Source organism: Streptomyces sp. NPDC002825, from assembly GCF_040295385.1.
In the GTDB taxonomy this organism is placed as follows: Bacteria; Actinomycetota; Actinomycetes; order Streptomycetales; family Streptomycetaceae; genus Streptomyces.
In genome coordinates this window covers 24,266-49,295 of the sequence record NZ_JBEOVH010000041.1, presented here as the reverse complement: position 1 = coordinate 49,295, position 25,030 = coordinate 24,266, and the positions used below count along the sequence as shown (strand labels likewise).

Below are 25,030 nucleotides of genomic sequence, written 5' to 3'. Positions count from 1 at the left end.
GGTCTGCCTCTGCCAGGTTGGGCCATCCCGGCGGGAAGTGCCGGGAGGAGGACTCGAACCTCCACTGGAACCGCGGATGTCACGACAAGGCTCAGCTTCAGCTTTGCGCTCCTCGCGCACCCCGGCCGTGTTCTGTGGCCGGGGAGTCTGTGGTGTCGCGGCTACCCGAAGAGGTAGCCGAAGACGGCGTCGCCGACCCGCTGGTCGGTGACCTCGGCGCTGTTCGCCTCCTCACGGGCGAACTTCACCGCCTGCTGGAGCTTCTCCACCCGCTCCAGCAGCTCGTTGACCCGGCGGGCCGGCAGCGCGCCCGAGAACTTCACCGTGGTCCAGTAACCGACCGGCACGTCCTCGTAGTACACCTCGACCTGCGCCGGATGCTTGTCCGTCGCCTCCGCCTTGACGTGGTTGCGCGGCACCTTCTTCGTACGGACCGTGCGCACGACCTCGGTCTTCCACGCGTCCGTCGACGGGTCCTGCGTCCACGACTCGGCGGCGTCGAGCACCGGAAGCTTGCGGACGAAGGTGTTGATGTCCGTCAGCTGCTTCTCCAGGAACAGCAGGTACGCCACGGGCACCTGGCTCACGAGCACGCGCCCGTCGACCGTGACGTCCGCACGGGCGTCGCAGTTCGCCCAGTCCTTGGTGGCCGTCACATCGAACAGGCGGGTCAGCGCCCGCGCGGTGTCGCGCAGCACGTCCTCCGCCTTCACCTGCACCAGCGTCGACTCGGGCGGCAGCTGCTCACCCTCCTCGTCCTTGGGCTGGTAGGTGCGGGAGATGCCGGCGAGCAACGCGGGCTTCTGCAGACCGTGATGCGCCGCTGTCAGGTCCTGGTGCGCCCGGGACTTGACACCCTTCTCCACTGCGATGATCTGGTTCAGTTTCGTTGCCACGTCGCCGACCCTATGGCGAGCGGCCCTCCGGGATCGAACGGTTTTTCTGCCCCGGATTCCGGGACCCGGGACGAACCGTGGTGATTTCGGTAAGACACCGTCACAGAACTGTGAAGCGGACACGCGAACCTGGAGTTCACCTCAGCGCAGTACGTGCGCTGTCATCGGGGGGAGTACCGCCATGAGTTCCGTTCGCAGAGCCGCTTTCGTCCTCGTCGCGGTGTCCGCGCTGGCCCTGACCGCCTGCGGGCCGTCCGAGGACGGTGCCGCCGGTGGCCCCGACGTGCCGGCCACGACTCCTCCCGCCTCCACGTCCCCGTCCGCGCCGGGCAAGCCGTCGACCCCGGCCAAGCCGTCGACGCCCGCCAAGCCCACGTCGTCGGCCAAGCCCTCCACGCCCGCCAAGCCGTCCACCCCCGCCTCGCCGTCCACCGATCCGGACTACGGCGTCTTCCCCTGCAGCACCTACGACGTGACGTTCACCGCGAGCCTGGCCGAGTCCACGACCAGCAGCTACCTGCTGAAGATCACCAACAAGAGCGGGAAGCCGTGTCGGGTCCTCGGCCACCCCATCGTGACCTTCGGCGACCTCGACGGGCAGGCGACGCAGCGCGGCACCGCCCCCGGCATCGAGGAGGCCATCCGGCTCGAAGCCGGCGAGTCCGCCTACGCGGGGCTCATGGGCGGCCTGAAGGACGCCAAGAGCAAGACGGTCTCGTCCATCGCGATGACGATGGACACCGAGTCCGACCTGGAGCAGGTGCCGCTCAAGGCCTCGACGCCCGGCCTGAACGTCTCCGCGACCAACTCCGTCACCGCGTGGATGGACAACGCCGAGGACGCGCTCAGCCTCTAGCCGGAGCTGCCGGTCGTCAGGTCGTTCCTCTGAGCCTCCACCGCCGGCCGGAAGCCGCGTTCCTACCCCAGTACCGTCGCGTACGCCGTCTCCCGGACCTCCCGGTCCGGGTGCCGCCGCAGCGCCATGACGGCCGCGCGGCAGGGCTCCGGCCAGTTCAGGCGGCTGCCGAGGACGGTGGCGAGGGCGGCGGCGAGGAGACCCTCCACGAGCCCGCCGTCGTCGCCCAGTACACGTATCGCGGCCAGAGCCGGGGCGGGGTCGGCGAGCGGCCTGCCGTACCGGTGGTGCGCTTCCTCCACGGCCTTGGCCACCCGGGCCGCGAGCACGGGGCGGCCCTCGACCGCGGCGGACAGGTCGCGCAGCGAGAGCAGCAGCTCGGGCTCGGTCGCCTCCAGGTCGATCGCCCGTACGAGGAGAGCGGTGCGGGTGGCGGTGGCGGCCGGCTCGGCCGCCAGCTGCCGCGCCAGGGCCGCGCACATCCGGTGGTCGTGGATCGACGTGCCGACGAGGGAGTGCAGACGACGCCGCGCGGGCAGGTCCCCGCCGGGGCCGCCGCCCTCCGGCTCCCCGGCCGCGATGAGCGCCAGGAGCCGGTCCACGACGCCGTGCAGCAGGCTGCCGGGCTCCGCGCCGCCGATCGGGTGGGGCAGCTCGGACCGGGCGAGCTCCGTCAGGCTGTAGCCCGCCCGATCGCTGTTCAACGGCGAGGCGAGGTCCGTGTAGACGTCCGCGAGGGCCGCACCGGCCGCGGGTGTGTACCGCGCCCAGTCGCGGAGAGCGAGCAGGGCCTTCTCCGCAGCCTGTTCCTCGGGTACGTGGACGAGTCGGGTGACCAGTTCCCCGTACCGCGACCGGTGGGCGGGCGTCAGCTCCACCGGGTTCAGGTCCAGGAGCGTGCGCCGGGCCGCGCCGGGCCCGTCGGCGACCACCGCCTCCAGCAGGGACCACATCTGCTCGTCCGGCAGCAGCGCCGGGGCGAGGCCGACGACGGTCGCGTGCACGTCCGGATGGATGCCCGGGGTGCGGGCCACGGCGGAGAGGAGCGCGGTGGCGGGGCCCGGGGGCAGATGGCGGGCGGCGAGCCGCGCCGCCGCCTTCCGGACGGTCACCTTCACCCCGGTCTCGCGGGTCAGGACGTCACGGAGGAGCGCGGCGACCCGGCTGGGCCGGGCGTGGGCGGCCGCGCGGGTGGCGGCGGACCAGGCGGCAGCGGCCTCCTCGTCGCCCGCGTGATCGAGCAGGGCGCCGAGGGCCGAGGCCGGGTCGTCGGTGTGGGCGGCCGCGTCGAGAGCCGCCGCCCTCAGAGCAGGCTCGCCACGGGCGCCCACCGTCGGCAGTGGCGCGGCGTACCGCTGGAGCAGTGCCCTCCCGTACGTCGGCACCGAGGCCACCGTACGGAGCAGCGCGGCACGTTCGTCGAGACCCCGGCCGTCATCCGCGACCACGGTCGCGGCCAGTCGGACCGCGTCCTCCTGCTGGCGGGGCAGCCACCGGTCGGCGTACCGGAAGGCAGGCAGCGGCCGGGGAACGCCGGCGGCGGGGAACCGCCCGCCCGGCAGCGGTGTCTCGGGCAGGGCGTGGTCCAGCAGGTCGGTGCGTTCCGCGGCGAGTACGGCGAGCACCGGGGGTACGAAGGCCGCGGACGGCTCCCGCGCCAGCAACAGGGCCGCGCGGTCGCCCCGGGTCGCGGGGTCGGCCAGCCAGGCCGCCGCGACCTCGGCGAACATCCCGTCCGGGCAGGAGCGCAGGGCCTGTTCGAGCCGGCCCTGGAGCTCCGGGATCCGGTGCGCACGGCGTCCGGCGGATCGGACCAGCGCGAGCAGGGGCGTGACATCGCCACGGTCGGCGGCCCGGTCCAGCCATGGCCGGAGTACGCCGAGCAGACGTCCGGCCCCGCTGCCGCGCGCCATGGCGCCCACGAGGCCGAGTTCCGGCGTTCCGGAATGAGCGGTCAGCGCTTCCACGAGGCGTACCGCGGTCCGCGCGGCGGGTGAAGGGGGATCGTCGGCGGGGGCGTCCGCGGCGGAGTCGGGGTCGAAAGCAGTCGCGCCCGCAGCGGAGTCGAGGTCAGCGGTAGACCTGGCGGCGGGGGGCCGACCGGTGACGGGACGGGCGGTGGCGGGCAGGGCGGTGGCCGCCCCTGGTGGCGCTACGTCCCCAAGGTCGCCTCGGTCACCGCCGTACGCGTCCGCAGAGTCGAGGTTGTCCGCAGGCGCGTCCGCGGCGGCGGAGAGCAGGGTCAGCGCCAGCGTCCGGATCGTGTCACGGGTCCGAGGCGAGCAGTCCCGGGCGCCCAGGGCGTCCAGACACAGCCGCTCCAGGGCGTCGGACCCGGTGCGTTCCCCGGTGGGTGCCCCGGCCCCGAGGGCGGCCGCGAGCAGCGGCGCCGGCAGTTCGGCGCATGCGGACAGGGCTTCCTCGCGTACGGGGTCGCGCTCGTGGGTGAGACGCCCGGCGGCCAGCATGAGGACCTCCGCCACCTGCCCCGGATCACGCGTGTGGCCGGCGTTGACGACCAGGTGGTACCAGAGCACGCCCCGCTCTTCGGCGTCGTCGGTCCGGAGGTCCGCCAGCAGTTGCGGACGGGCCTCGGCGGCCGGGAGCAGGGCGAGGAGGCCCCACACGTCCCAGCGCGAGTGGCGTTCGGCGCGGGCGCCCTCGATCGCGGCCCGGGCCCGGGCGTGCCGCTCGGCGGCCGGCAGCAGGGCGAGTACCCCTGAGTGCGCACGGACGTTCCAGCGCGGATCCCCCGCGGCGAAGACGGCGTCCACGAACGTGGGCCGACGCGCCGGTGGCACCGACCTCAGCAGAACGCGGAAGGCTTCCCGGTGGAACCACCGGGCCGCAAGCCCGGGCAGGGACGGCGGGTTCGCCGCCGCCAGCTGCCGCAGGACCGCACGGCCGGGTGTCCGTTCCCACCGCCCGGCCGCCCGGCGGGGATCGGTGAACCAGCGCGCGACGCGCTCGGCGTCGACCGCGACGAGCTCCCCGAGCCGGTCGTGCACCGGACCGGGCAGCTCGTCGGGGCCGTACCGCTCAAGGAGGCCGAGCACGCGCCCCGGCGCGGCGGGCAGGGCGGCGGCGATCCCGACGGCGTGCCGCCGCCACCAGAGCGTCCGCGACTGCTCGGGGAGCCCGGCGAGTTCGCGCTCCGCGTGGTCGATGACGGCGGCGGGATGGCGGACCGCCAGCGTGCTCCAGTCCTCGAACGCGAGAGCCCCGGCGAGTTCCGGCAGCAGCCGCGCCGTGAACTCCGTCGAGCACCCGGGCAGCAGACGGGCCGCGTCCCCGTCGCCGTACTCGGTGCGCGCCCGGAGCACCAGGCGCTCGGCGAGCGCGGGCCGTCGCCCGTCGCGCAGCAGCCGCGCGAGGTCGGCGCGGACCACGGCGGGCGCGTCGTCGTAGGCGTCTTCGAGGGCCGCGTCCGCGACGGGCAGCCGTCGCGCCCCGCGCAGCGCGTACCGGCGGACGACGGGGTCGGGGTCGGCGAGCCGAGCGACCAGGTGCTCCGCGTCCCCGGCGGCCAGGGCCGCCAGCGCGGCGAGTCGGCGCTCGTACGGGCCCCGCGCGTCCAGGGCCGTGAGCAGCGGGCGCAGTCCGTCTCGGGAGGCGAGCCGGTGCGCGGTGACGGCGGTGAACCGGAGCCGGGCGGCGTGCGGCAGGGGTTCGAGGGCGGCGAGCAGCTGTTCGGCAGTCGAGATCATCGCGGGCATTGTGCGCGAGAGCGCGCTCCAGCCTCCACCGATTATCGGATCGACCGTGGGGAGGAAGGCCGGGTACGGGAGCTCAAGGGGTGCTCCTCGCGGTCGAGCCCCGTCGCAGCCGGACGGCGACCGCGCCGGCCAGTGCCGTCCCGAGGACCGCCCAGGTGACCGGGTGGGCCCACACGGCGGTGTCCAGTTGCCGTGCGAGGACGAAGACACCCATGACGACGACGAACCAGCCGAACGTCGTGCGCAGCGCGTTCTGAGGGATGCGCCCCGCGAGCCGTCCGCCCACGAGACTGCCGGCCACGGCCGCCGCGGTCACGGTGAGGGCCAGACCCCAGTCGATCCCGACGCCCGAGAGGTGCCCCGCGAGCCCTGCGAAGGAGTTCATCGCGATGACGAGGAGCGAGGTGCCGACCGCGATGCCCATGGGCAGCCCGGCGAGCAGGGCGAGCGCCGGGACGACGAGGAAACCGCCGCCCGAGCCGACAAGCCCGGTCACCGCCCCGACGGCCAGACCGTCCACCGCGATGCGCCTCAGGGGGAGAGCCCGGCCAGGCCCCTCCGGGGCGGACCGGGGCTTGCGGAGCATCGCGACCGCGGTGGCCAGCATCATCAGGGCGAAGCCGACGAGCAGGGCCGGGCCCGGGAGGTACTCGGCGACCCGCCCGCCGCCGTACGCACCGGCCATGCTGAACCCGCCGAAGAGCAGCCCCGTCCGCCAGTGGACACGGCGGGCACGCGCATGGGGGACCAGCGCGGCGAGGCTGGTGACGCCGACCACGAACAGGGAGGTGGCGATCGCCTCCTTGGACCCGAGCCCGGCCAGATAGACCAGGATCGGCACCGTCAGGATCGAGCCGCCGCCCCCGAGGGCGCCGAGGCTGACGCCGACGAGCAGGGAAGCGGCGACGACCAGGGCGGTCACGAAGTGCTCCGCAGCTCCGCGATCACCGTACGGATGTCGGGGCGCGGACCGCGGTTGTACGGCAGCTTGGACAGCAGCATGCCCATGGCGCAGGAGTTGCTGAGGGCCGCGTAGGTCAGGCCGGCTCCGATCGCGGTGCCGATCAGGTGGGCGCCCGGCACGAACACCCCGGCGAGTCCGGTGGCCAGGACGAGCGAGCCGGCCACGAGCCGGACCTGGCGCTCCATGTCCCACCGCTCGGGCCCGCGCTCGACGGGCGCGCCGGCGGTCTCCCAGGCGACGATGCCGCCCTCGAGGACGCGGAGGTTCGGCAGCCCGGCCTCGGCGAGGGCCTTCTCGGCCTGTGAGGCGCGCTGTCCTGAGCGGCAGACGAGGACGACGTCCTCGTCGAGGTGGGTGAGGAGCTCGGCGCGGTGCTCACGGAGGGTGCCGAGGGGCACGTTGTACGAGCCGGGGATGTGCGCCGTACGGAACTCGGCCGGCGTCCGCACGTCGAGGAGGCGCGGGGCGCGCCCTTCCTGGACGAGCCGGTGCAGCACGGTGGGGGTGAGGGAGGGGGCGGTGCTCATGCGATTCCACTTCGAGTCGGTGAGATATACCGAGGGGGGTATATGGGGGGGTGTGAGGGGCCCGGGTCCGGGTTCTTCCGGGGGCGTGGACGGACTAGACCGCCGCCGACTCCGTCAGGGCCCAGGCCGCGTACCCGCCGAGGATGTCGGAGACGTCCCGGAAGCCGCGCTGTCGCAGCAGGCTCGCGGCGATGGAGGAGCGGTGGCCGCCGGCGCAGTGCACGACCAGGGGTCGATCGGTGGGCAACTCGTGCGTGCGGTCCGGAAGTTCACTGAGCGGGATGTGCAGGGCGGACTGGACGAAGCCGTTCGCCTCGCGCTCGCCGCAGGTGCGCACGTCGACGACGACCGGCGGCCGCTCGCCCGCGAGTGCGGCGCGCAGATGGGCGGCGCTGACGCGGCTGGCGGGGGAGACCTCGTCGGCCAGCGCCTCCAGGGCGTCCTCGGGGTTGCGCAGGTAGCCGACGACGCGGTCGAAGCCGATCCGGGCGAGGCGGGTGACGACCTCCTCCTCCCGGTTCTGCGGGGCCATGACGACCAGCTCGGCGGCCGGGTGGAGGACGGTGCCGGCCTGCTCGGCGAAGCGGCCGTCGGCGGGTACGTTCACCGCGCCGCGCAGATGGCCCGCGGCGAACTCCTGCGGGTCGCGGGCATCCACCACGATCGCGTCACCGGCACGCAGCTCGGCGAACTCGGCGAGCGTCAGCGGACGCGGAGCCGAGGCGTCGTAGCGGGCCCGGTCCTTGCGGTTGAGCTCGGCGTCGTACGCGAAGTAGCCGGGCGCACCGGGCTGACCTGCGGTGACGAGGGCGACGAACTCCTCGCGGCCCATCGGGGCGCAGGCGTAGTTGGTGGCCCGCTGCTCGCCGATCGTCGACTGCTTCTCCGGCGACAGGTTCTTGCCGCAGGCGGATCCGGCGCCGTGCGCGGGGAAGACCCGCACCTCGTCCGGCAGGCCCATGAGCTTGTTCTGCACGCTGTCGTGGAGCAGCGCGCCGAGCTCCTCGGCGGTCACGCCCACCGAGGCGAGCAGGTCGGGCCGGCCGACGTCGCCGATGAACAGGGCGTCGCCGGTCAGGACGCCGTACGGCACCTCGTCCTCGGCCCGCTCGTACACGAGGACGCTGATCGACTCCGGTGTGTGACCGGGGGTCTCCAGGATCTCCAGCGTGACGTCGCCGAGGGGGATCCGCTCGCCCTCGGCGAGCTTGCGGATCGGGTACTCGGTCTCGGCGCGCCGGCCGTATGCGATCCAGGCGCCGGTCTCGTCCGCCATCTCCAGATGGCCGGCGACGAAGTCGGCGTGGAAGTGGGTGTTGATCACGCCGACCACGGTGAATCCGCGGGCGTGGGCGTCGGCGAGGTATTCCGAGACGTCCCGGCGGGGGTCGACGACCACCGCCCGGCCCGTGCGCTCGTCGGCGATCATGTAAGACGCCTGGGAGAGACAGTCGAGGTAGTACTGGGCGAAGAACACGGCAGCCCCTTCACGCATGGGGGTACCCCCGGATCGGAAATACCCCCCTAGGTATTTACGTACTCGACGGTAAACAAGGTCCCGCGGCGAAGTCAAATACCCCCCCGGGTATCAATGACCCAGGGGGGTGAGGTGGGGGTGGGTGTTACTGGTAGGCGGGCACGGCCCAGGTGGCCTTGTAGTGCTTACTGTTCTCGGACCAGCGGAACTGGTCCCGAGTGCCGTCCGGCTGGACGATCTCGATCCACGAGGTGTGGTAGTCCCGCTTCAGGGTGCCGTTCTCGTAGTGGGTGTTGGCCAAGGGGCAGTCGTCCGCGCACGTGGTGGCCACCTTGCCGGTCACCGGGTCGTCGCCGATGCTCTTGACGCCGATCCGCACGTTGATCTCGGACTCGTGGGGATAGTCGGTGCACCAGTGCCTGAGGCCGTCCTTCGAGGTGTCGACCTCGCCCTTCTCGTCGCGCAGCGTCTCGACGTGCTCCCGCACGGGCCACTTCGTCGATGTGGTGCCCGCGTAGCACACCGCACTCCCGCTCTTGGAGAACTGCGTCACGCCGCCGTTGCCCGCCACCCACAGACGGTCCGGGTTGCCGTACACGGGCGTCAGGTCGTGCCCGTAGGCCGCAGCGCCCTTCGGGCCTCCGTCGGCGGTCTGCCGGGGCAGATAGAAGGTGTCTTCGACCTGGAGATTCCCGCCGCTCACACTGATCTTGAGCAGGGCGTGGTGGCCAAGGGCCCACAGGTAGCCGGTGGTCCTGTCGTAGACGACTTCGTGCGCGCCGGCGAACGGAAGCTCCGAGACCGGGGTGTTCCGCCACGCCCCGGGCGTCCCGGCGCTGCGGCTGTACAGGCGCAGACCGCCTCCGGAGACGCCCTTGATCGGCCGGCTCGCGAAGGCGGCCACGACGCTGCCGTCGGGAAGGAGTTCCACGCCGTGGAGGTCGCCGGGGGCGCCGACGTTGATGGCCCAGTGGTACCCGGCCAGGGCGGGGTAGGGGATGACGCCGACGAACCCGCTGCTGCCGTCGCCCGTGACGAGCACGGGTTTGCTGCCGTAGACGCCTCCGGGGCGGAGCTTGTGGGACGTTCCACCCTTCCACGCGGCCCCATTGAGGGTCGTGTCCTCGACGGAGTGGTATGCGTCGGGGAGCCACCGCTGATAGGGCTTGGAGTCCGGCCACACGGAGGGGTTCGCCGAATCCAGGAACTCGAGTGCCTCGGTCGCCACGGGGTATCCGCCGGCGTACGGAGGTCCGTACGCGTTCCCGGCGATGAGCGGAGTGGAACCGGAGTTGAACTCGACCTCCAGCGTGGGGGCGAAGTACGCGCGCGTGCACGCGGCGTCATTCGCGGGGGTCGTCGGGTTCATGGAGCAGAAGTCCTTGTACCCGGTGGCGCCCGTCTGGGGGTTTGCGGCGCCCTCGGTGGTGCTCAGGCGAATGCCGTGATTGGGCGTGGTGGTACCGGGCTTCGTCCAGGCCGTCACCATGTCGGTGATGTCGATGCGCTGGAGCCCTCTGGAATCGTCGGGCTGGTACGTGTCCGGGAGATCGGGACACGCGTCGGGGTGGCCGTCGCCGAACCAGCTGCCCACACCCTCCGCGACGGCCGGCTGGTTCGACCAGTTGATCGTGTGCTCGTCCCAGGGCTCGGCGACGCGATAGACGCCCATCCAGGGGTTCGCGGTGCAGTCCGGTGCGGGGACGAACGAGTTGTACACCCGCAGGTAGGCCTTGGAGATGTTCGCGCCGGTGAGGCGCGAGACGTCGAACCGCAGGAAGCTGCGGTACTTGGTCGCGCCGTTGTCCGGCGTTCCCACGTGGAGCAAGTGACCCTGCGAGTGATCCGCCGCGTCGGTGCTGCTGATGTACGTGTCCTGCAGACGCTTGATCAGATTCCTGGGTCCGGACTGGGCGAACGGCGAGACCGCAGCCGTCGACAGCGTCGCCGCCGTACTCGGAGCCGGGGTCTCCCCGGCCTGGGCGACAGCGCCGGGAGGCGCCCCCAGAGAGGCGGCGAGGAAGAGAACACCCCCCAACGCCAAGAGCCGGGCATGTCGCATTCGCGCTAAGTAATGACGCACTATTCATTCCGTCTCGTCGCTGAACTCTGATGATCGTCAAGCGTGTTCAGAGACTCCGGCCCGTGCCCAAGGGTTGTACGGGCCTGGAACGACTCGGTGGGCGGCCAGGGCAGACGAGGATCGGCTCTGGCATGTCGCGCGGTTCGGACGGGAAGTCGTGGCGGCCGGCGGATCCGGTGACGACCCGCGGCCCGGTGTCCCCCTTAAGATCACCGATGCGGGTGTCGAGCGGTGATCCTCGACAACTGCGCTGCCGGCCCAGCCACGGGTGAGCTCCTCGGCGGCGCCGCGGATCAGGGTTGCTGGAACAGCAAGGGAATCCCTGACTCGGGTCACTAGCGCCTGTGTGACGATTCCCCGGCCTACGTACGGCGGGCCAGCACATGGGCGTCGAGGAAGCCCCGTTCGGAGGCCGGATCGTGGAGCAGTCGGGCGAAGGGGACGAGCCCGGCGCCGGTCAGCAGTTCGGCAAGACGGTCCGCCGGCCAGCTGTAGGCAGGTGTCACCTTGTGGTCGAACCGGACCGGCTCCGGCCCGTCGGTCCCGAAGAAGGAGACCAGGAGCAGACCACCTGGCGCCAGGACGCGTACCTGTTCGGCCAGCAGCTCCGGCAGTTCTCCCGGAGGGGTGTGGATCATCGAGTAGTGGGCCAGTACGCCACCGAGCGCGCCGTCTTCGACCGGCAGGGACTCCATCCGCGCCTCCTGGAAGCGCAGCGCCGGATGGGACCGCCGGGCGTGGGCGACCATGCCGGGGGAGAGGTCGAGTCCAAAGGCGTCCAGGCCCAGTTCGTGCAGCATGGCCGTCACATGTCCGGGCCCGCATCCGACGTCCGCCGCCCGCGGGTTGCCCGTCGCGCGCACGAGTTCGGCGAAGGTGCCGATCATGGCCCGGGCGAACGGCCGTGTCTCCAGCCCGTCTGCGAACAGCGATGCGTACAGCTCGACGACTCCGTCGTAGGCCGCTCTGGTCTCGTCCTGATGATGCGCCACAGCCAGGACTCTATAGCCGGTCCGACTCTTGATCTCGTCGCCGGTCGGGGTGAGGTTTCCGCCTGCTGCGAGACGGACGGCACCTGGGCCGCGACTGTATGGACGGGCTCGGCGTGGCCCACGCCATGGGCCGACTGGCCGCCGTGGTCGCCGGCCTCGGCGACCCCCGGTGACGCCCTGACTCCGGACTCGTTCGTCTAGAGCGGCTTCGCCTCCGGTCCGACGCCGAGGACTCGGTCGAGGTACGGGTTGGCGAAGACGCCGGTCGGATCGAGGGTGTCGCGCAGGGCGGTGAAGTCGTCGAAGCGTGGGTACCGCGGGCGCAGGCGGTCCGCGTCGAGGCCGTGCATCTTGCCCCAGTGCGGGCGGCCCCCGTACGCGCCGAGGATCTTCTCGCACGCCTCGAAGTACGGGGCGTACGGCATGCGGTGGTACTGGTGGAAGGCGATGTAGCAGCTGTCGCGGCCGTACGCCGTGGAGAGCCAGATGTCGTCGGGGGCGGCGAAGCGGACCTCCAGCGGGAAGGACACCCTCGCGTCCTGCGTGTCGATCCACTGCTTGATCTCCCGCAGCGCGTCGACGGCGTGCTCCCGTGGGATGGCGAACTCGCCCTCGTGGAAGCGCACGTCGCGCGGTGAGGCGAAGATCCGGTACGAGAGGTCCGACCACTCGCGGGTGGACATCGCCCGGGCCGCGAAGCGGGTGATCGGGGGGATGAGCCCGGGGTAGCGGGTGCCGAGCCGGTTGAGTCCCTCGAAGCCGAGACCGCTGACGGTCTCGTCCAGCCGGCGCGCGAACCGACTGATGGGCTTCAGCGGGGTGTCGGCCGGCTCTCGCCGGAAGCGGCGGGTCAGGGTCGTCGTGCTGTGCGGGAACCAGAAGAACTCGAAGTGGTCGTTGCCGTCGGCGAGTTCGTGGATCCGGTCGAGGGTCTCCGCGACGGGCATGGCGGCGTCGTGGGCGTGCAGGGCGAACAGCGGCACGCAGCGCAGGGTCACCGCCGTGATGACCCCGAGCGCACCGAGTCCGACCCGGGCGGCTGCGAAGAGCTCCGGCCTCTCGTCGGGCGAGCAGGTCGTCAAAGAGCCGTCCGCGAGGACGAGTTCGAGCGCCCGCACCTGCGTGGCGATGCCTCCGAAGCGGGTTCCGGAGCCGTGCGTGCCGGTCGAGATGGCCCCGGACACGGTCTGACGGTCGATGTCGCCGAGGATCTCCATGGCCAGCCCGTGCTCCGCGAGCAGCGGGTTCAGCCGCCACAGCGGCATGCCGGCGTCGACCGTGACGAGGCCGGTCTCCCGGTCCACCGACCGCAGACCCGCCATGCGGTCCAGGCGCAGCTGGACCCCCGGAGCGACGGCGACCGGGCTGAAGGAATGGCCCGCGCCGATCGCCTTCACCCGGTGACCGTCCGCGGCCGCGCCCCGTACCGCCTCGGCCACCTCGGCGGCGTCCGCAGGATGCACAACGCGCACGGGACGCGCCTGCTCGTTGCCCGCCCAGTTGCGCCACACGCTGGTCATGACCGGAGTCCTCTCGGGTGGATCGACGGCGGCCGCGGCCCTCTGCCGGGCGGCGGTTCCCGGAAGAGTGGACTTGGTCGCCTGTCCAAGTCAAGGGTGCAGGACGCTTGACTTGGACAGCTGACCAAGGGGACCGTTGCGGGGCCGAGCAGGTCTGGAGAAAGGCCACAGGGTCATGGCACAGCAGCCGTATGGCACACGTACGACGCCCGCTCCGCAGCGACTCGGGAGCCCGCCGTCACGCGTCGAGTCCCCGAGCCCCGCCGGGCTCCCACGCCTCCAGGAGGCGACGGCCGCCCTCCAGCCGCCGTTCGCCGTCGTCGACCTCGGTGCCCTGCGTGCCAACACCGCCCAGATGACGCGGCGCGCCGGCGGCAAGCCCATCCGGCTCGCCAGCAAGTCCCTCCGCTGCCGCGCCCTCATCGGCGACACCCTCCGCGTCCCCGGCTTCTCCGGCATCCTCGCCTTCACGCTCCCCGAAGCGCTCTGGCTCGCCGAGGACCACCACGACGTCCTCGTCGGCTACCCCTCCGTCGACACGGACGCGCTCGGCCGGCTGGGAGCGGACGAGCAGCTCGCCGCCCGCGTCACCGTCATGATCGACTCCGTCGAGCACCTCGACCTCGTGGCCGACGCCATCGGCCCCAGCGGCCCCCCGGTCCGCGTCTGCCTCGACCTGGACGCCTCGCTGCGCCTGGCCGGCGGACGCCTCCACCTCGGCATGCGCCGCTCACCCCTGCACACCCCGCACCAGGCGCGGGACCTGGCCCTGGCCGTAGCCGCCCGCCCGCGTCTCCGGCTCGTCGGCGTCATGTCGTACGAAGGGCAGATCGCCGGCATCGGCGACAACCAGCCCGGCTCGCGCGTCAGCCGCACCGCGATCCGGTTCATGCAGAAGCTCTCCACCCGCGAACTGCGCGAACGACGCGCCGCCGCCATCCGCGCCGTGCAGTCCGTGACAGCCCTGGAGTTCGTCAACGGCGGAGGCACCGGAAGTCTCGAGAACACCTCCGCCGAGCCGGCCGTCACCGAACTCGGTGCCGGCTCCGGCCTCTACGCCCCGACCCTCTTCGACCACTACCGGGGCTTCCGCCCACACCCCGCCGCCCACTTCGTGCTGTCCGTCGTGCGCCGCCCCGGCCCGCACCACGCCACCGTCCTCGGCGGCGGCTGGATCGCCTCAGGCGCCCCCGGCGCCGACCGGCTGCCCGCACCCGTGTGGCCGACCGGCCTGCGACTCCTCTCCCAGGAAGGCGCGGGTGAAGTCCAGACGCCCCTGACCGGCGACGGTGTGGCAGGCCTGCGGACGGGCGACCGGGTCTGGTTCCGCCACGCCAAAGCGGGCGAACTGTGCGAACGCGTCAACGAGCTCCACCTCGTCGACGGCGACCGGATCGTCGACGTCGTACCGACCTACCGGGGGGAGGGGAGGGCTTTCCTGTGACCGACCGCTCGCGAGGTCGCCCTGGTCACAGGCCGCCGACACCCCTGGGATACGTTGATCGGGTTCGCCGCCCCACCCGTCGATGGAGACGCCCATGACCCGCCGCTCAGCCGACGAGCGCCGTGAGCAGCTGGTCGAGGCGGCCATCCGCGTCATGATCCGCGACGGCGTCGCCAAGACGACGACCCGCGCCGTCGTCGGCGAGGCGGGCCTTCCCCTCGGAGCCTTCCACTACTGCTTCCGCTCCAAGGAGGAACTCCTCCACAGCGTGATCGAACGCATCACCCTGAGGAGCGTCGCCCCCGCCACCGCGACGCCGGCGGAAGGCTCGACCCGCGACGTCGTCTTCCACACCCTGCACACCTACTGGGACCAGGTCCGCGAGCGGCCCGCCGAGCACATGGTCACCTACGAGCTCACCCAGTACGCCCTGCGCCAGCCCGGCCTGGCCGACGTCGCCCGCCGCCAGTACCAGCACTACCTCAAGGTCTACAGCGACCACCTCGAAGCCATCGCCGACCTCGCGGGCTTCCGCTGGACCGTGCCGCTCCCGGCCCTGGCGCGCTACGGCCTGAGCGTCATGGACGGACTGACCCTGAACTGGCTGATCGACCGCGACGACGACCAGGCCCGGGCGGCCCTCGACGAGTACGCCGAACACCTCAGCACCGTCGCCGCGCCCCTGACCCCCGCTCGGTAGGCGAGTCGGCAGAGGAGCCGGTTCCGGCTCGATTCCGCTCGTAGTGCGTACGGCCCTTCGCGGAGTTCCCGCAGGTGGCCATGGAGCACCAGCGGCGGCGGCCGCCCCGGGAGCTGTCCAGGAACAGCCAGCCGCAGCGCGGGCCGGGGCACACGCGGGCGCGTTCGAGCGGCAGCGCCCGAAGCAGGTCGAAGGCTTGCAGGGCCAGTTCGTGGCGGAGGAAGTCGAGCCCGGACGTCCGGACCTCGACGTGGAGCCGGGGCGTGGTCCCGTTCAGGGTGAGACGGGCCTGGGCGACGGCGTCCTTCCAGTCCCTCTCGACCTGGGTGACCCCTCCCGTCGCAGCCGCGGCCCCAGCCGCAGCCGGACCCTCCTGGCCGATCAGTGCCGTGAGCAGCTCGTGCAGGGCCTCGCGCAGCTCGCGGATCCGGTCCAGGGCCGCCTCGGCCGGTCCCGGTTCGGCGTCGGCCAGCTCCCGCAGGGCAGTGAGGTCGGCGGGGGAGAAGTGCCCCGTGAGGGCCGCCCATTCCAGCAGGCGCGGATACCCGTCGAGCCAGTCGACGGGCTCGGCATTCCGCGCCGTGACGGTGTTCACCAGGTCGACGGCGAGGTGCCCGCCGACCAGATCCCGGGCCGTGAAGGTATGAGGCCGGATGCTGCTCGCCACACGACCGCCTTTCCGCTGCTTGCCTCCACCAATCCAACCAGTGTACTGATGTTATCCGGTTGGATTCCCTGCCACGGATCTTCGGAAGTTCGGAATATCCGTTGCTCGGATGTGAGGAGACGCCCGTGACCGCTGCCATCGAGCTCATCGCCGCCCCCTGGAACCTCGGCCTGCGACCGCCCGCACCCGGGCACGAGCCCGGAACCTGGCGCGCCCCGCACGCCCTGCTGGCCGCAGGCCTCGAAGCACGCCTGAAACCGGACCGGCTGGTGGAGCTCGACCGCCCGCCCTACGCCTTCGACCCGCAGCCCGCGACCCGCATCCGCAACGGCGTGACCCTGCGCGAGCACACGCTGCGCCTCGGCGAAGCGGTCCACACCGCGCTCGCCGCCTCCCGGTTCCCGGTCGTCCTCGGCGGCGACTGCAGCATCCTGCTCGGGTGCCTGCTCGGAGCCCGGCGCCGCGGACGCTGCGGCCTGGTCCACGTCGACGGACACAGCGACTTCCGGCACCCCGGCAACCACGACGCCGGTACGACCCTGGGCACGGCCGCCGGAATGGACCTGGCCCTGGCCACCGGGCGCGGCGAACTGCTTCTCACCCACTGGCCGGTGGTGGGCCGGCCGCTCGTCGCCGACGAGGACGTGGTCCAGATCGGCGACCGCGAGGAGGACGAGGAGGCGCCCCCGGTCACCCGGTTCACCGCCCAGGAGATCCAGCGGGTCGGCATCGCCGCGCTGGGGGAGCGGGTCGTCCGCCACCTGGAGCGGCGAGAGCTCGACAGCGTCTGGCTCCACGTCGACCTCGACGTGCTCGACGAACGCGTCCTGCCCGCCGTGGACTCCCCGGGCCGTCCGGGCCTCGACTTCCCCCAGCTCGCCGAGCTCGTCGCGACCCTGTCCGGCAGCGGCCGCGTGGTGGGGCTCGACGTGGCCATCTACGACCCCGAACTCGACCCGGACGGCGCGTTCGCCCCCCACATCGTCGACTGCCTCGCCCATGCCCTGACCCCGCTCACGACGACCGCGGAGACAGTGACCCCGGAGAAGGCAACCGTGGAGACTCCCGCATGAAGACGCTGCTCGCCGACGGCCCCAGCCCGCTCCACCCCACCGAGATGGAGCAGTTCGGACGCCTCGCCGGCCACTGGGCGACCAGGATCACGTACCACGCCGCAGACGGCTCCCCGGCCCGCAGCGTCAGCGGCGAATGGGAGTTCGGCTACGCCCTGGAGGGACGCGCGGTCCTGGACGTCTGGCGCTGGCCCGGGCGCGAGGAGCTTCCCGCCGAAGGCCGCGCCCCGGACCAGGAGTGCGGTCTGTGTGTACGGATCTGGGATCCGCGCCTCCAACTGTGGCGGTTCACCTTCCACGGCACCGCCCACGGCGACGAGGTGCACATGTACGCCCGCCGCATCGACGACGCGATCGTCATGGAACGGGCGGTCGGCGGCGACCTCGTCCGCTGGACCTTCGCCGACATCACCGCCGACACGTTCCACTGGCGCAACGAGCGCTCGGCCGACGGCGGCCGGACCTGGCGACTGGACCAGGAGGTCGACGCCCGCCGTCTGCCCTGACCACCCGGAGCCGGGGCTCCGGGTGGTCAGCGCGACCGACCTCGAGCGGACTCCAGCAACTCCTTCAGCCGGGTCAGGTCGGCCGTGACGGTGGCGGCGTCACGCTCGAAGTCGGCGTCGCTCGTCCCCGGCTGACGGCGAAGAGTGAACACCACCTCGCTCGCGGTGCCGTCGGCGATCACACGGACCGGGTTGTGGACGGTCTCCCCGGAGGGGAGGGTCACGTCGTGGTCGAGCACGCCCAGCTCGTTGTACGGCGTGAACGCGACCACGACGCGCCCGAGGGGCGAGGAATCCGCCACCCACTGATCCCCGACCTTCTCGATGGATTCGCCCAGGCCGTGCGCCCACGCGGGCAGATGGGCCGGGTCGGACGCGTACGCGTAGACATCGGCGGCGGTGCGGTCGATCAGGACGCTGAGGTGGCGTGATTCCTTGCCCGTGATGGTCATGGCATCGACGTTAGTCGGCCGACACCCATGTGCTCCTGAACGAATCAGCCACGCTGGTCCGCATCCGCCCTCGCGCCGAACTCCTCGGCCAGCAGCGCGGCGGTGGATGCCACCAGCGGGTTGTCCGTCGGCGCGTCCTCCTCGGGCTGAGTGGTGAGGACGGCGAGGACGATCGGAGTGCCGTCCGGCCGCCAGGTGATGCCCGCGTCGTTGGCCCCGCCGTAGCGCGGGGAGCCGGTCTTGTCGGCCAGGAGCCAGTCCGCCGGCAGGCCGCGGCGGAACTTCTGGGTGCTGGTGGTGTTGCCCAGCAGCCAGTCGGTGAGCCGCTCGCGGTCCTGGGGTTCCAGCGCGTCGCCGAGTACGAGACGGGCGTAGGAGAGGCCGATGGCGTGCGGGGTGGTGGTGTCGGTGACCCGCCAGGGCTCCGCCGAGTTGAGCTCGGGCTCCCAGCGGTCGAGCCGGGTGACGCGGTCCCCGATCGAGCGGCTGAAGCGGGTGACGGCGGTGGGGCCGCCCAGCTCCTTGAGGAGGAGGTTTCCGGCGGTGTTGTCGCTGAAGCGGATGGTCGCGTCACAGAGTTCGGCGATCGTCATGCCGCCCGCGACGTTCTCGGCGAGCCCGGCGATCGGCGAGATGCCCGACCGTGTGACGTACGCCTGGGTGTAATGGACGCGCCGGGCGAGGAACTCGCCGTCGTGGTCGAGGTCGCGCAGGACGGCAGCGGCGGCGAGCGTCTTGAACAGGGAGGCCATGGGGAAGCGCTCGTGCCCCCGGTACGTCACGGTCTTGCCCGTGCGCATGTCCCGGGCGAACACGCCGAGCCGTGCGGTGTGCTCCTGCTCCAGGCGCCTCAGCCGCGCGACGATGCCGCCCGGCTCCGGTAAGGCCTGCGCGGTTCCGCCGCTCAGGGAGAGTGCTGCCGTCAGTGCCGCTCCCACGCCCAGGGTGAGCGCGGTACGGCGGGACGGGGCGGGTCCGTCGGTGTGCAAGGTGTCTCCTTCCACGAAGATCACTGTCGTACTCGTACACGCCCCGACGGCCCCGCCGGTTTCAGCCCAGTTGACGTCGTACCAGCTCGTGGAAGAGTCCGCCCGTGTCGGCGAGGAGCTCGGCGGGCGTCCCTTCCTGCACGACGCGTCCGTCCGCCAGCGCGATCACCCGGTCCGCGTCCATGATCGTGGACAGCCGGTGCGCGATCACCACACGCGTCGCGTTCAGCGCGCGGGTCGACTCGATGACCGCCCGCTGCGCCTCGTTGTCCAGGGCGCTGGTCGCCTCGTCGAAGAAGAGGATGCGGGGCCTGCGGATGAGCGCCTGGGCGATCATCAGCCGTTGGCGCTGCCCGCCCGAGACGGTGCCTCCGCCGTCGGTCAGCATCGTGTGCATGCCCATCGGCATGGCCTTGATGTCCTCGGCCAGACCCGCCATCGCCGCGGCGGCCCACGCGTCCTCCAGGGGGTAGGCCCCGGCGCCCCGGATGCAGTCGAGGACGGACCCCGAGAACGGCTGGGCGTTCTGGAGGACGACGCCGCACTGGCGCCGCACGGCCGCCTGGTCGAGGGCCGCGAGGTCCTGCCCGTCGTAGCGCACGGTGCCGGAGGCGGGCCGGTCGAAGCCGATGAGCAGCCGCAGGAGCGTGGACTTGCCGCAGCCGCTGGCCCCGACGATCGCGACGAACTCGCCCGGCCGCACCCGCAGACCGACCCCGTCGAGGACCAGCGGGCCGTCCTCGGTGTAGCGGTACGAGAGGTTCTCCGCCTCGATCGCCCCGGTCAGTTCGCCGGGCGGGGCGCTGGAACCGCGCACTTCGGGCGTCTCCCGGAACACCGGCCTGATCTGTTCGAACATGGGCTGTACGGCGGCGGCCGAGAGGAGCGCGCCGGTCAGCTGCGTGACCGAGGACAGCATCATCGTGACGGCGGTGCTGAACGTGAGGAACTCGCTCGCGGACAGGGTGCCGCGGGCCGGACCGGCCAGGAGCGCGAACATCACGAGCGTGCACAGCGGCAGACAGACCGCGCCGAGGACCGCGAGGACGTTCTTGATCCGCCCGACGCGCCGGTGCAGCTCGCGGGTGCGGGCGAAGCGGCCCGCCCAGGCGGCGTACGCGAAGCTCTCGGCCGCCGCCACGCGCAGCTTCGGCAGACCGCGCAGGGTCTGGAAGGCCTGGTTGTCGAGCTGGTGGCCGAGCCGGATCAGCTGCCGCTGGTACCGCAGCTGCCACAGGCCGAAGCCCAGGAAGACCGCGGCCGTGCAGAGCAGCAGGGCGAGGGCGACGAGGGCCAGGGGCACGCTGTAGACGAGGAGCAGCACCAGGTTCACCGTGCCGACCGTGCCGGCCTGGACGACCACCGGGCCGATGCCGGACAGGACCCGGCGGATGGCGCTGATGCCCATGGCGGCACCGGCCACTTCACCGGTCGAGCGGCCGGCGAAGAACGTCGTCGGCAGGCGCAGCAGACGGTCCCAGACGGCCGGTTGGAGCGTGGCCTCGATCCGGCCCTCCATGCGGAGGATCGCCGTGTTCTGGAGCAGCATGAAGGCGGCCGACACGACGCTGGTCGCGATGATCGCGACCCCGGCCTGGACGATGAGTCCGGTCTCCGCCGCCGGTACGTACGCGCCGAGCACCTTGCCGGTGGCGACGGGGACGAGGGCGCCGAGCGCGACCGCGACCAGCCCGCCGAGGAGCAGGTCGCGAAGCTCCGCCCGGGTGCCTCGGACACTGAACCGGAGCAGCCGCAGCACGCCGACCGGCCGGTCGGGCAGCGGCCGGTAGAACATCACGGCCCGCGGCGCGAACTCCTCGGCGCAGGTCCGGCCGACGCGCTCCCGCTCGCCGGTGGCCGGGTCGAAGGCCACGTACCGTCCGCGCCGCCACAGCAGGGCGACGGGTGTTCCGTCCGTCGAGCGGTGGCCCACGAGCGGGCCGCTGTCCTCGCGCCACCAGCGCTCGCCGAGCCGGACGCCCCGGGTCCGGATCCGGGAGGCGAGCGCGATGCGCTCGACGGGGTCGAGGCGTCCGGTCTCCGTGTCGACGGCGGCCGGTTCCGCGAGGACGATGCGCGCCTCGTCGGCGACGGCCCGGCACACGGCATAGGTCGCGTCGTCGCCCGCACGATCGGCCGAGGAGCCGCCGCCGGAGCGGCCGATGGAGGCGAGCAGGGTGCGGTCCGCGCGCGTGCGTGCCGCCTTTCCCGCTTCGACGCCGGCGGCCGCGCGGTCCTCGTGCTCGCGTTCGAGCTGCTCGATCCAGTCGTCCAGGGCGTACAGCAGCCGGTACTGCTGGTCCACCATGCCCTGCCAGGTCGTGGAGTCGATCAGGAGGGTGCCGGCCCCGTGGCCCTGATGGCCCTCGTACGCCGCTCCGTACGCGATGCTGCCGGGAGCGACCTGCATCCAGAGGACGTCGCCGTCGGCCGCGCCCGAGGCGTCGTCGAGGGCCGCCTGGTACAGGACGCGCAGGCCGCGCCCGATGCCGAGCGCGAAGGCGTGCTCCAGGGGGCTGGGCGGGGCCTCGGCCGGCATGCCGTACGCGTTCTGGTGCTCGTACCAGCCGTCCGCGTACCACTGACCCTCGTACCACCGGCCGTCGAAACCCTGCTGCCCGTACCCCGGCTCCCCGAACCCGTGCTCCCCGTACCCCTGCCCAGCTGCGTACGCCTGCTCGCCGTACATCTGCCCCGCCCCGTACATCTGCCCCGCCCCGTACGGCAGTTCGCGCAGTTCGATGCGGCGCAGCACACAGCCCTGCGCGGGGCGGCCGATCAGGGTGTGCGCGGCGCCGTCGACCGGGCCGAGCAGCAGTGTGCCCGACTCGACGCGGCCCAGGGAATGCCAGGGGCCGAGCCGCGCCACGTCGACGGCGAAGAGGTCCATCGCGCCCTCGACGACCAGCCAGAGGACGTGCGGGCCTTCGAGGGAGACACTGCGCAGCCCGGCGCAGTCGACCGCGCCGCCCAGGGCGCCCAGGGCGGCGACGACCGGGTCCTGGGCGCCGCCGTGTCGTTCGCCGTCGAGGTCGGCGGGCGGGTGGGGGAAGGTCACGTCAGTGCTCCTTGACCAGGCCGGCGTACGCGCCCCGCGCCGCGACGAGCTCTTCGTGGCGCCCGCGTTCCACGACCGTGCCCCGGTCGAGCACGACGATCTCGTCGCTGTCGCGCACGGTGCTCAGCCGGTGGGCGATGACCACGCAGGCGCAGCCGCGCCGACGCAGGTTGTCGATGACGATCTGTTCGGTGGCCGCGTCGAGGGCGCTGGTCACCTCGTCGAGGATCAGGACGCTGGGGCGGCGCACCAGCGCGCGGGCGATCTCCAGGCGCTGGCGCTGGCCGCCGGAGAAGTTGCGGCCGTCCTGCTCGACCCGGCTGCGGATGCTGCCGGGGCGGCGGGCGACCTCGTCGTACACGGCGGCGTCCTGGAGGGCGCTGACGACGGCCTCGTCCGTGACGGAGGGGTCCCAGAGGGCCACGTTGTCACGGACGGTGCCCTCGAAGAGGAACACGTCCTGGTCGACGAAGGAGACGGAGGCGGCGAGGGCGCTGCGGGGGATGTCGTCCAGGCGCATCCCGTCGATGCGGATCGCGCCCTCCCAGGGGGTGTAGAGGCCGGACATCAGCCGCGAGACGGTCGACTTGCCGCTGCCGGAGCCGCCGACCAGGGCGACCTGCTGACCCGGGCCGACGGCGAGCGTGAAGTCCTTGAGCAGCGGGGCGTCGAGGGGGCTGTAGCCGAAGGTGACGCCGTCCAGTTCGACGTGGCCGGTGAGGCGCCGGGTGGGGGCGTGCGCGGCGCGTCGGGTGTGGACCGGGTCGACGGGGAAGTCCTCGACGTCCCTGAGCCGGGCGACGTCGGCCGCGAAGTCCTGGATGCGGCCCGCCACTCCGTTGAGCCGGGTGATCGGTGCGGTGAAGCCCGTGACGAGGGCCTGGAAGGCGACGAGCAGCCCGACGGTGAGGTGGCCCTCCACGGCCCGCAGACCGCCGATCGTGAGGATCAGCGCGCTGTTGAGGGCGGCGAGGGTGGGCGCGACGACCGCGAGCCACGCGCTGGGCACGCCGAGCCGCTGCTGCACGTCGAGGGTGGTGGCGTGCTGTCCGGCCCAGCGGCGGAAGAAGCCGTCCTCGCCGCCGGTGGCCTTCATCGTCTCGATGAGCTGGAGTCCGCTGTACGCGGTGTTGGTCAGCCGGGCGCTCTCGGCGCGGAGCTTCTGGGTGCCGGTGGCCCGGACATGGACGACGACGCGCAGGGCGACGACGTTGAGCAGGGCGATCAGCACGCCGACGACGGTCAGCTGCGGGTCGTACGTCCAGAGCAGGACCGCGTAGAGGAGGACGACGACGGCGTCGACGGCCGCCGCGGCGAGGTCACGGGCGAGGGTCTCGGCGACGGCGTCGTTGGACTGGAGGCGTTGGACGAGGTCGGCGGGGTTGCGCTGGGCGTAGAAGGCGAGCGGGAGCCGGAGCAGGTGCCGCAGGAAGCGGGCGCTGCCCAGGGTGGAGGCGATGATGCGCCCGCGCAGCAGATTGGCCTGTTGGAGGCCGGTGAGCGTCGCGGTGAGGACGAGGGCGGTTGCCATCGCCGCGAAGACCACGCCGAGCAGGGAGGTCTGGTTCCCGATGAGGAACATGTCGATGTACGTACGGCTCAGGGCCGGCACCCAGGCGCCGACGGCCACCAGGAGGAGACTGGCGACGACCGCTGCGGCCATGGTGCCGGAGGTGCCGCGCAAGCGGCCGGGCAGGGCGGCGAGGACACCCGGCCGGCTTCCGCCGCGCCGGAAACCGGGTCCCGGCTCGAAGGTGAGCACGATGCCGGTGAAGCTGGTGTCGAACTGGTCCATGGGGACGAACCGGCGGCCGCTGCCGGGGTCGTTGATGTACACGCCGGGGCGGCCGAAACGGCGGCCCGTGCCCTCGTAGACGACGTAGTGGTTGAACTCCCAGAACAGGACGGCCGGGGCGCGGACCTCGGCGAGCGCCGCCAGGTCCATCTGCATGCCCTTGGCCTGGAGCCCGTAACCGCGAGCCGCTTTGAGGAGGTTCCCGGCCCGTGACCCGTCGCGGGAGACGCCGCAGGCGATCCGGAGCTCCTCCAGCGGCACGAAGCGGCCGTGGTGGCCGAGCACCATCGCGAGGGCGGCGGCGCCGCACTCGACCGCCTCCATCTGGAGCACGGTGGGCGTGCGGACGGTCCGCGGCCGTCGGCCCTTGGCGGCGGGTGTACGGCGGCGGGGCCGGCCCGCGGGGGCGCCGGGTTCGGGCACGGCGGCGGGCGGGAGCCTGCGGGAGGTCGTCCGCGCCCTGCCGCCGGACCGGACGCCCGCCCGGGTGGCTCCTCGTGCCGCGCTCACGGCAGCAGCCAGTCGACGGGCCGCTGCGCGGCGAGGTGGACGGCGCCGGTGACCGGCGTGCCGGACGCGGGCGCCTGCGGGGGCCCGTCCGTGGAGGACCAGGCGTATCCGGAGGCGGTGGCGGGGGAGCGGTCCAGGGTCACGAGGACCGCGACGGGATCGCCCTGGCGGGAGAACCGCGCGGCGAGACCGGCGTCGCCGAGGAAGGAGACGAGTCGCGCCTGCGTCTGGGGCGTGCTGCCGACGGCGCTGACCCTGCCCCGGAGCACGCCGGACCGGTCGCGCGGGGCGGACTGGACGCCGAGGTCCACCCGGGCGCCCACGCGGATCGTGGCGGCGGTGTCGCCCGGCAGGTACAGGACGGCCACCAGAGGGGCGTGCGGGTCGGTCACGCGCTCCACGGTCGCCACGTCGGCGCCGGCGGTGACGACCGAACCGAGCCTGGCGTGCAGCGTGGTGACGCGACCGCCGGCGACGGCGCGTACGGGCCGGTCGCCCCGGTCCGTACGGACGGTCAGCAGGGGCGCGCCGGGAGCGACGGGCCGGCCCTCTTCGACGAGGACCTCCGTGACCTGGCCGGCGACGGGGCTCTGGAGCAGATAGGTGCCCTCGGCGTGGGTGAGGAGACCGGGGGCGTTCACCTTGGACGTCACCGTCCCCGTGAGCGCCCAGACGCACGCGGCCGCCATGACGACGACGGTGACGGCGAGGACGAGACGGCCCTGCGGGCGCGCGAAACGCACGGGCACGTCGAGTTCTTCGGGGGATTGCAGCTTGGAAAGCGCATTGCGGCGGAACTGCACGG

19 protein-coding genes and 1 pseudogene are annotated in these 25,030 nt (G+C 72.7%); 5 read left to right on the top strand and 15 right to left on the bottom strand.

Features of this window, described 5'->3' with window-relative positions; all coding sequences use genetic code 11:
• Positions 1 to 38: 38 nt before the first annotated feature.
• Together ABT041_RS35130 and ABT041_RS35125 are read right to left on the bottom strand one after the other, a co-directional pair.
• A pseudogene (locus ABT041_RS35130) lies at positions 39 to 126 on the bottom strand.
• A gap of 35 nt (positions 127 to 161) precedes the next feature.
• Positions 162 to 896 (bottom strand): DUF7873 family protein, encoded by a 735-nt coding sequence (locus ABT041_RS35125; protein WP_351192232.1) that lies wholly within the window; start codon positions 894 to 896, stop codon positions 162 to 164.
• Positions 897 to 1,077: 181 nt separating this feature from the next.
• Here ABT041_RS35125 and ABT041_RS35120 point away from each other — a divergent pair, with 181 nt between their 5' ends.
• Positions 1,078 to 1,752 (top strand): DUF4232 domain-containing protein, encoded by a 675-nt coding sequence (locus ABT041_RS35120; RefSeq protein WP_351192230.1) that lies wholly within the window; start codon positions 1,078 to 1,080, stop codon positions 1,750 to 1,752.
• A gap of 62 nt (positions 1,753 to 1,814) precedes the next feature.
• Here the strand turns inward: ABT041_RS35120 and ABT041_RS35115 are convergent, their stop codons facing one another.
• The 7 genes from ABT041_RS35115 to ABT041_RS35085 form a co-directional block, all read right to left on the bottom strand.
• Positions 1,815 to 5,459 carry a hypothetical protein gene (locus ABT041_RS35115; RefSeq protein WP_351192228.1) on the bottom strand — a complete coding sequence of 1,215 codons (3,645 nt, stop codon included), beginning with the start codon at positions 5,457 to 5,459 and terminating at the stop codon, positions 1,815 to 1,817.
• An 82-nt stretch (positions 5,460 to 5,541) separates the two neighbouring features.
• Complete coding sequence (locus ABT041_RS35110; RefSeq protein WP_351192226.1) at positions 5,542 to 6,390, bottom strand: sulfite exporter TauE/SafE family protein; 849 nt, start codon at positions 6,388 to 6,390, stop codon at positions 5,542 to 5,544.
• Positions 6,387 to 6,959 (bottom strand): rhodanese-like domain-containing protein, encoded by a 573-nt coding sequence (locus ABT041_RS35105; RefSeq protein ID WP_351192224.1) that lies wholly within the window; start codon positions 6,957 to 6,959, stop codon positions 6,387 to 6,389. Before ABT041_RS35105 ends, ABT041_RS35110 begins: the two co-directional genes overlap by 4 nt.
• A 94-nt stretch (positions 6,960 to 7,053) precedes the next feature.
• A complete protein-coding gene (locus tag ABT041_RS35100) occupies positions 7,054 to 8,436 on the bottom strand; it encodes a rhodanese-like domain-containing protein (RefSeq protein WP_351192250.1) in 1,383 nt (460 codons plus the stop codon).
• A 145-nt stretch (positions 8,437 to 8,581) separates the two neighbouring features.
• A complete protein-coding gene (locus ABT041_RS35095; protein WP_351192222.1) occupies positions 8,582 to 10,498 on the bottom strand; it encodes a DNRLRE domain-containing protein in 1,917 nt (638 codons plus the stop codon).
• Positions 10,499 to 10,881: 383 nt separating this feature from the next.
• The gene (locus tag ABT041_RS35090) at positions 10,882 to 11,511 is read right to left on the bottom strand and encodes a class I SAM-dependent methyltransferase (RefSeq protein ID WP_351192220.1); all 630 of its coding nucleotides are present in this window, start codon (positions 11,509 to 11,511) and stop codon (positions 10,882 to 10,884) included.
• A 197-nt stretch (positions 11,512 to 11,708) separates the two neighbouring features.
• Complete coding sequence (locus tag ABT041_RS35085) at positions 11,709 to 13,031, bottom strand: D-arabinono-1,4-lactone oxidase (protein WP_351192218.1); 1,323 nt, start codon at positions 13,029 to 13,031, stop codon at positions 11,709 to 11,711.
• Positions 13,032 to 13,206: 175 nt separating this feature from the next.
• Between ABT041_RS35085 and ABT041_RS35080 the strand changes: the two genes are divergently transcribed.
• Together ABT041_RS35080 and ABT041_RS35075 are read left to right on the top strand one after the other, a co-directional pair.
• Complete coding sequence (locus ABT041_RS35080; RefSeq protein ID WP_351192216.1) at positions 13,207 to 14,475, top strand: amino acid deaminase/aldolase; 1,269 nt, start codon at positions 13,207 to 13,209, stop codon at positions 14,473 to 14,475.
• A gap of 94 nt (positions 14,476 to 14,569) precedes the next feature.
• Complete coding sequence (locus ABT041_RS35075; RefSeq protein WP_351192214.1) at positions 14,570 to 15,175, top strand: TetR/AcrR family transcriptional regulator; 606 nt, start codon at positions 14,570 to 14,572, stop codon at positions 15,173 to 15,175.
• Here the strand turns inward: ABT041_RS35075 and ABT041_RS35070 are convergent.
• On the bottom strand, positions 15,138 to 15,842 hold the full coding sequence (locus ABT041_RS35070) for a CGNR zinc finger domain-containing protein (protein ID WP_351192213.1): 705 nt from the start codon (positions 15,840 to 15,842) through the stop codon (positions 15,138 to 15,140). The two genes, ABT041_RS35075 and ABT041_RS35070, sit on opposite strands and share 38 nt — an antisense overlap.
• Positions 15,843 to 15,967: 125 nt before the next feature.
• Here ABT041_RS35070 and ABT041_RS35065 point away from each other — a divergent pair, with 125 nt between their 5' ends.
• Positions 15,968 to 16,915: an arginase family protein gene (locus tag ABT041_RS35065; RefSeq protein ID WP_351192211.1), complete on the top strand. Its 948-nt coding sequence runs from the start codon at positions 15,968 to 15,970 to the stop codon at positions 16,913 to 16,915.
• On the top strand, positions 16,912 to 17,421 hold the full coding sequence (locus tag ABT041_RS35060; protein WP_351192209.1) for a hypothetical protein: 510 nt from the start codon (positions 16,912 to 16,914) through the stop codon (positions 17,419 to 17,421). The genes ABT041_RS35065 and ABT041_RS35060 overlap by 4 nt, the downstream gene beginning before the upstream one ends.
• 26 nt (positions 17,422 to 17,447) lie before the next feature.
• Here ABT041_RS35060 and ABT041_RS35055 read toward each other — a convergent pair whose 3' ends face one another.
• The 5 genes from ABT041_RS35055 to ABT041_RS35035 form a co-directional block, all read right to left on the bottom strand.
• Positions 17,448 to 17,873: an SRPBCC family protein gene (locus tag ABT041_RS35055; protein WP_351192207.1), complete on the bottom strand. Its 426-nt coding sequence runs from the start codon at positions 17,871 to 17,873 to the stop codon at positions 17,448 to 17,450.
• A 44-nt stretch (positions 17,874 to 17,917) separates the two neighbouring features.
• The gene (bla, locus tag ABT041_RS35050) at positions 17,918 to 18,862 is read right to left on the bottom strand and encodes a class A beta-lactamase (protein WP_351192205.1); all 945 of its coding nucleotides are present in this window, start codon (positions 18,860 to 18,862) and stop codon (positions 17,918 to 17,920) included.
• A 61-nt stretch (positions 18,863 to 18,923) separates the two neighbouring features.
• Positions 18,924 to 21,920: an NHLP bacteriocin export ABC transporter permease/ATPase subunit gene (locus ABT041_RS35045; protein WP_351192203.1), complete on the bottom strand. Its 2,997-nt coding sequence runs from the start codon at positions 21,918 to 21,920 to the stop codon at positions 18,924 to 18,926.
• A gap of 1 nt (position 21,921) precedes the next feature.
• The gene (locus ABT041_RS35040; RefSeq protein WP_502976673.1) at positions 21,922 to 24,225 is read right to left on the bottom strand and encodes an NHLP family bacteriocin export ABC transporter peptidase/permease/ATPase subunit; all 2,304 of its coding nucleotides are present in this window, start codon (positions 24,223 to 24,225) and stop codon (positions 21,922 to 21,924) included.
• The gene (locus tag ABT041_RS35035; protein ID WP_351192201.1) at positions 24,222 to 25,028 is read right to left on the bottom strand and encodes a biotin/lipoyl-containing protein; all 807 of its coding nucleotides are present in this window, start codon (positions 25,026 to 25,028) and stop codon (positions 24,222 to 24,224) included. Before ABT041_RS35035 ends, ABT041_RS35040 begins: the two co-directional genes overlap by 4 nt.
• Positions 25,029 to 25,030 lie beyond the last annotated feature (2 nt).

Bases quoted from the DNA above. Each gene is read 5' to 3' on its own strand.
- ABT041_RS35120 (WP_351192230.1), top strand. From the start codon at position 1,078: ATGAGTTCCGTTCGCAGAGCCGCTTTCGTCCTCGTCGCGGTGTCCGCG.
- ABT041_RS35115 (WP_351192228.1), bottom strand. From the start codon at position 5,459: ATGATCTCGACTGCCGAACAGCTGCTCGCCGCCCTCGAACCCCTGCCG.
- ABT041_RS35105 (WP_351192224.1), bottom strand. From the start codon at position 6,959: ATGAGCACCGCCCCCTCCCTCACCCCCACCGTGCTGCACCGGCTCGTC.
- ABT041_RS35095 (WP_351192222.1), bottom strand. From the start codon at position 10,498: ATGCGACATGCCCGGCTCTTGGCGTTGGGGGGTGTTCTCTTCCTCGCC.
- ABT041_RS35085 (WP_351192218.1), bottom strand. From the start codon at position 13,031: ATGACCAGCGTGTGGCGCAACTGGGCGGGCAACGAGCAGGCGCGTCCC.
- ABT041_RS35080 (WP_351192216.1), top strand. From the start codon at position 13,207: ATGGCACAGCAGCCGTATGGCACACGTACGACGCCCGCTCCGCAGCGA.
- ABT041_RS35075 (WP_351192214.1), top strand. From the start codon at position 14,570: ATGACCCGCCGCTCAGCCGACGAGCGCCGTGAGCAGCTGGTCGAGGCG.
- ABT041_RS35060 (WP_351192209.1), top strand. From the start codon at position 16,912: ATGAAGACGCTGCTCGCCGACGGCCCCAGCCCGCTCCACCCCACCGAG.
- ABT041_RS35055 (WP_351192207.1), bottom strand. From the start codon at position 17,873: ATGACCATCACGGGCAAGGAATCACGCCACCTCAGCGTCCTGATCGAC.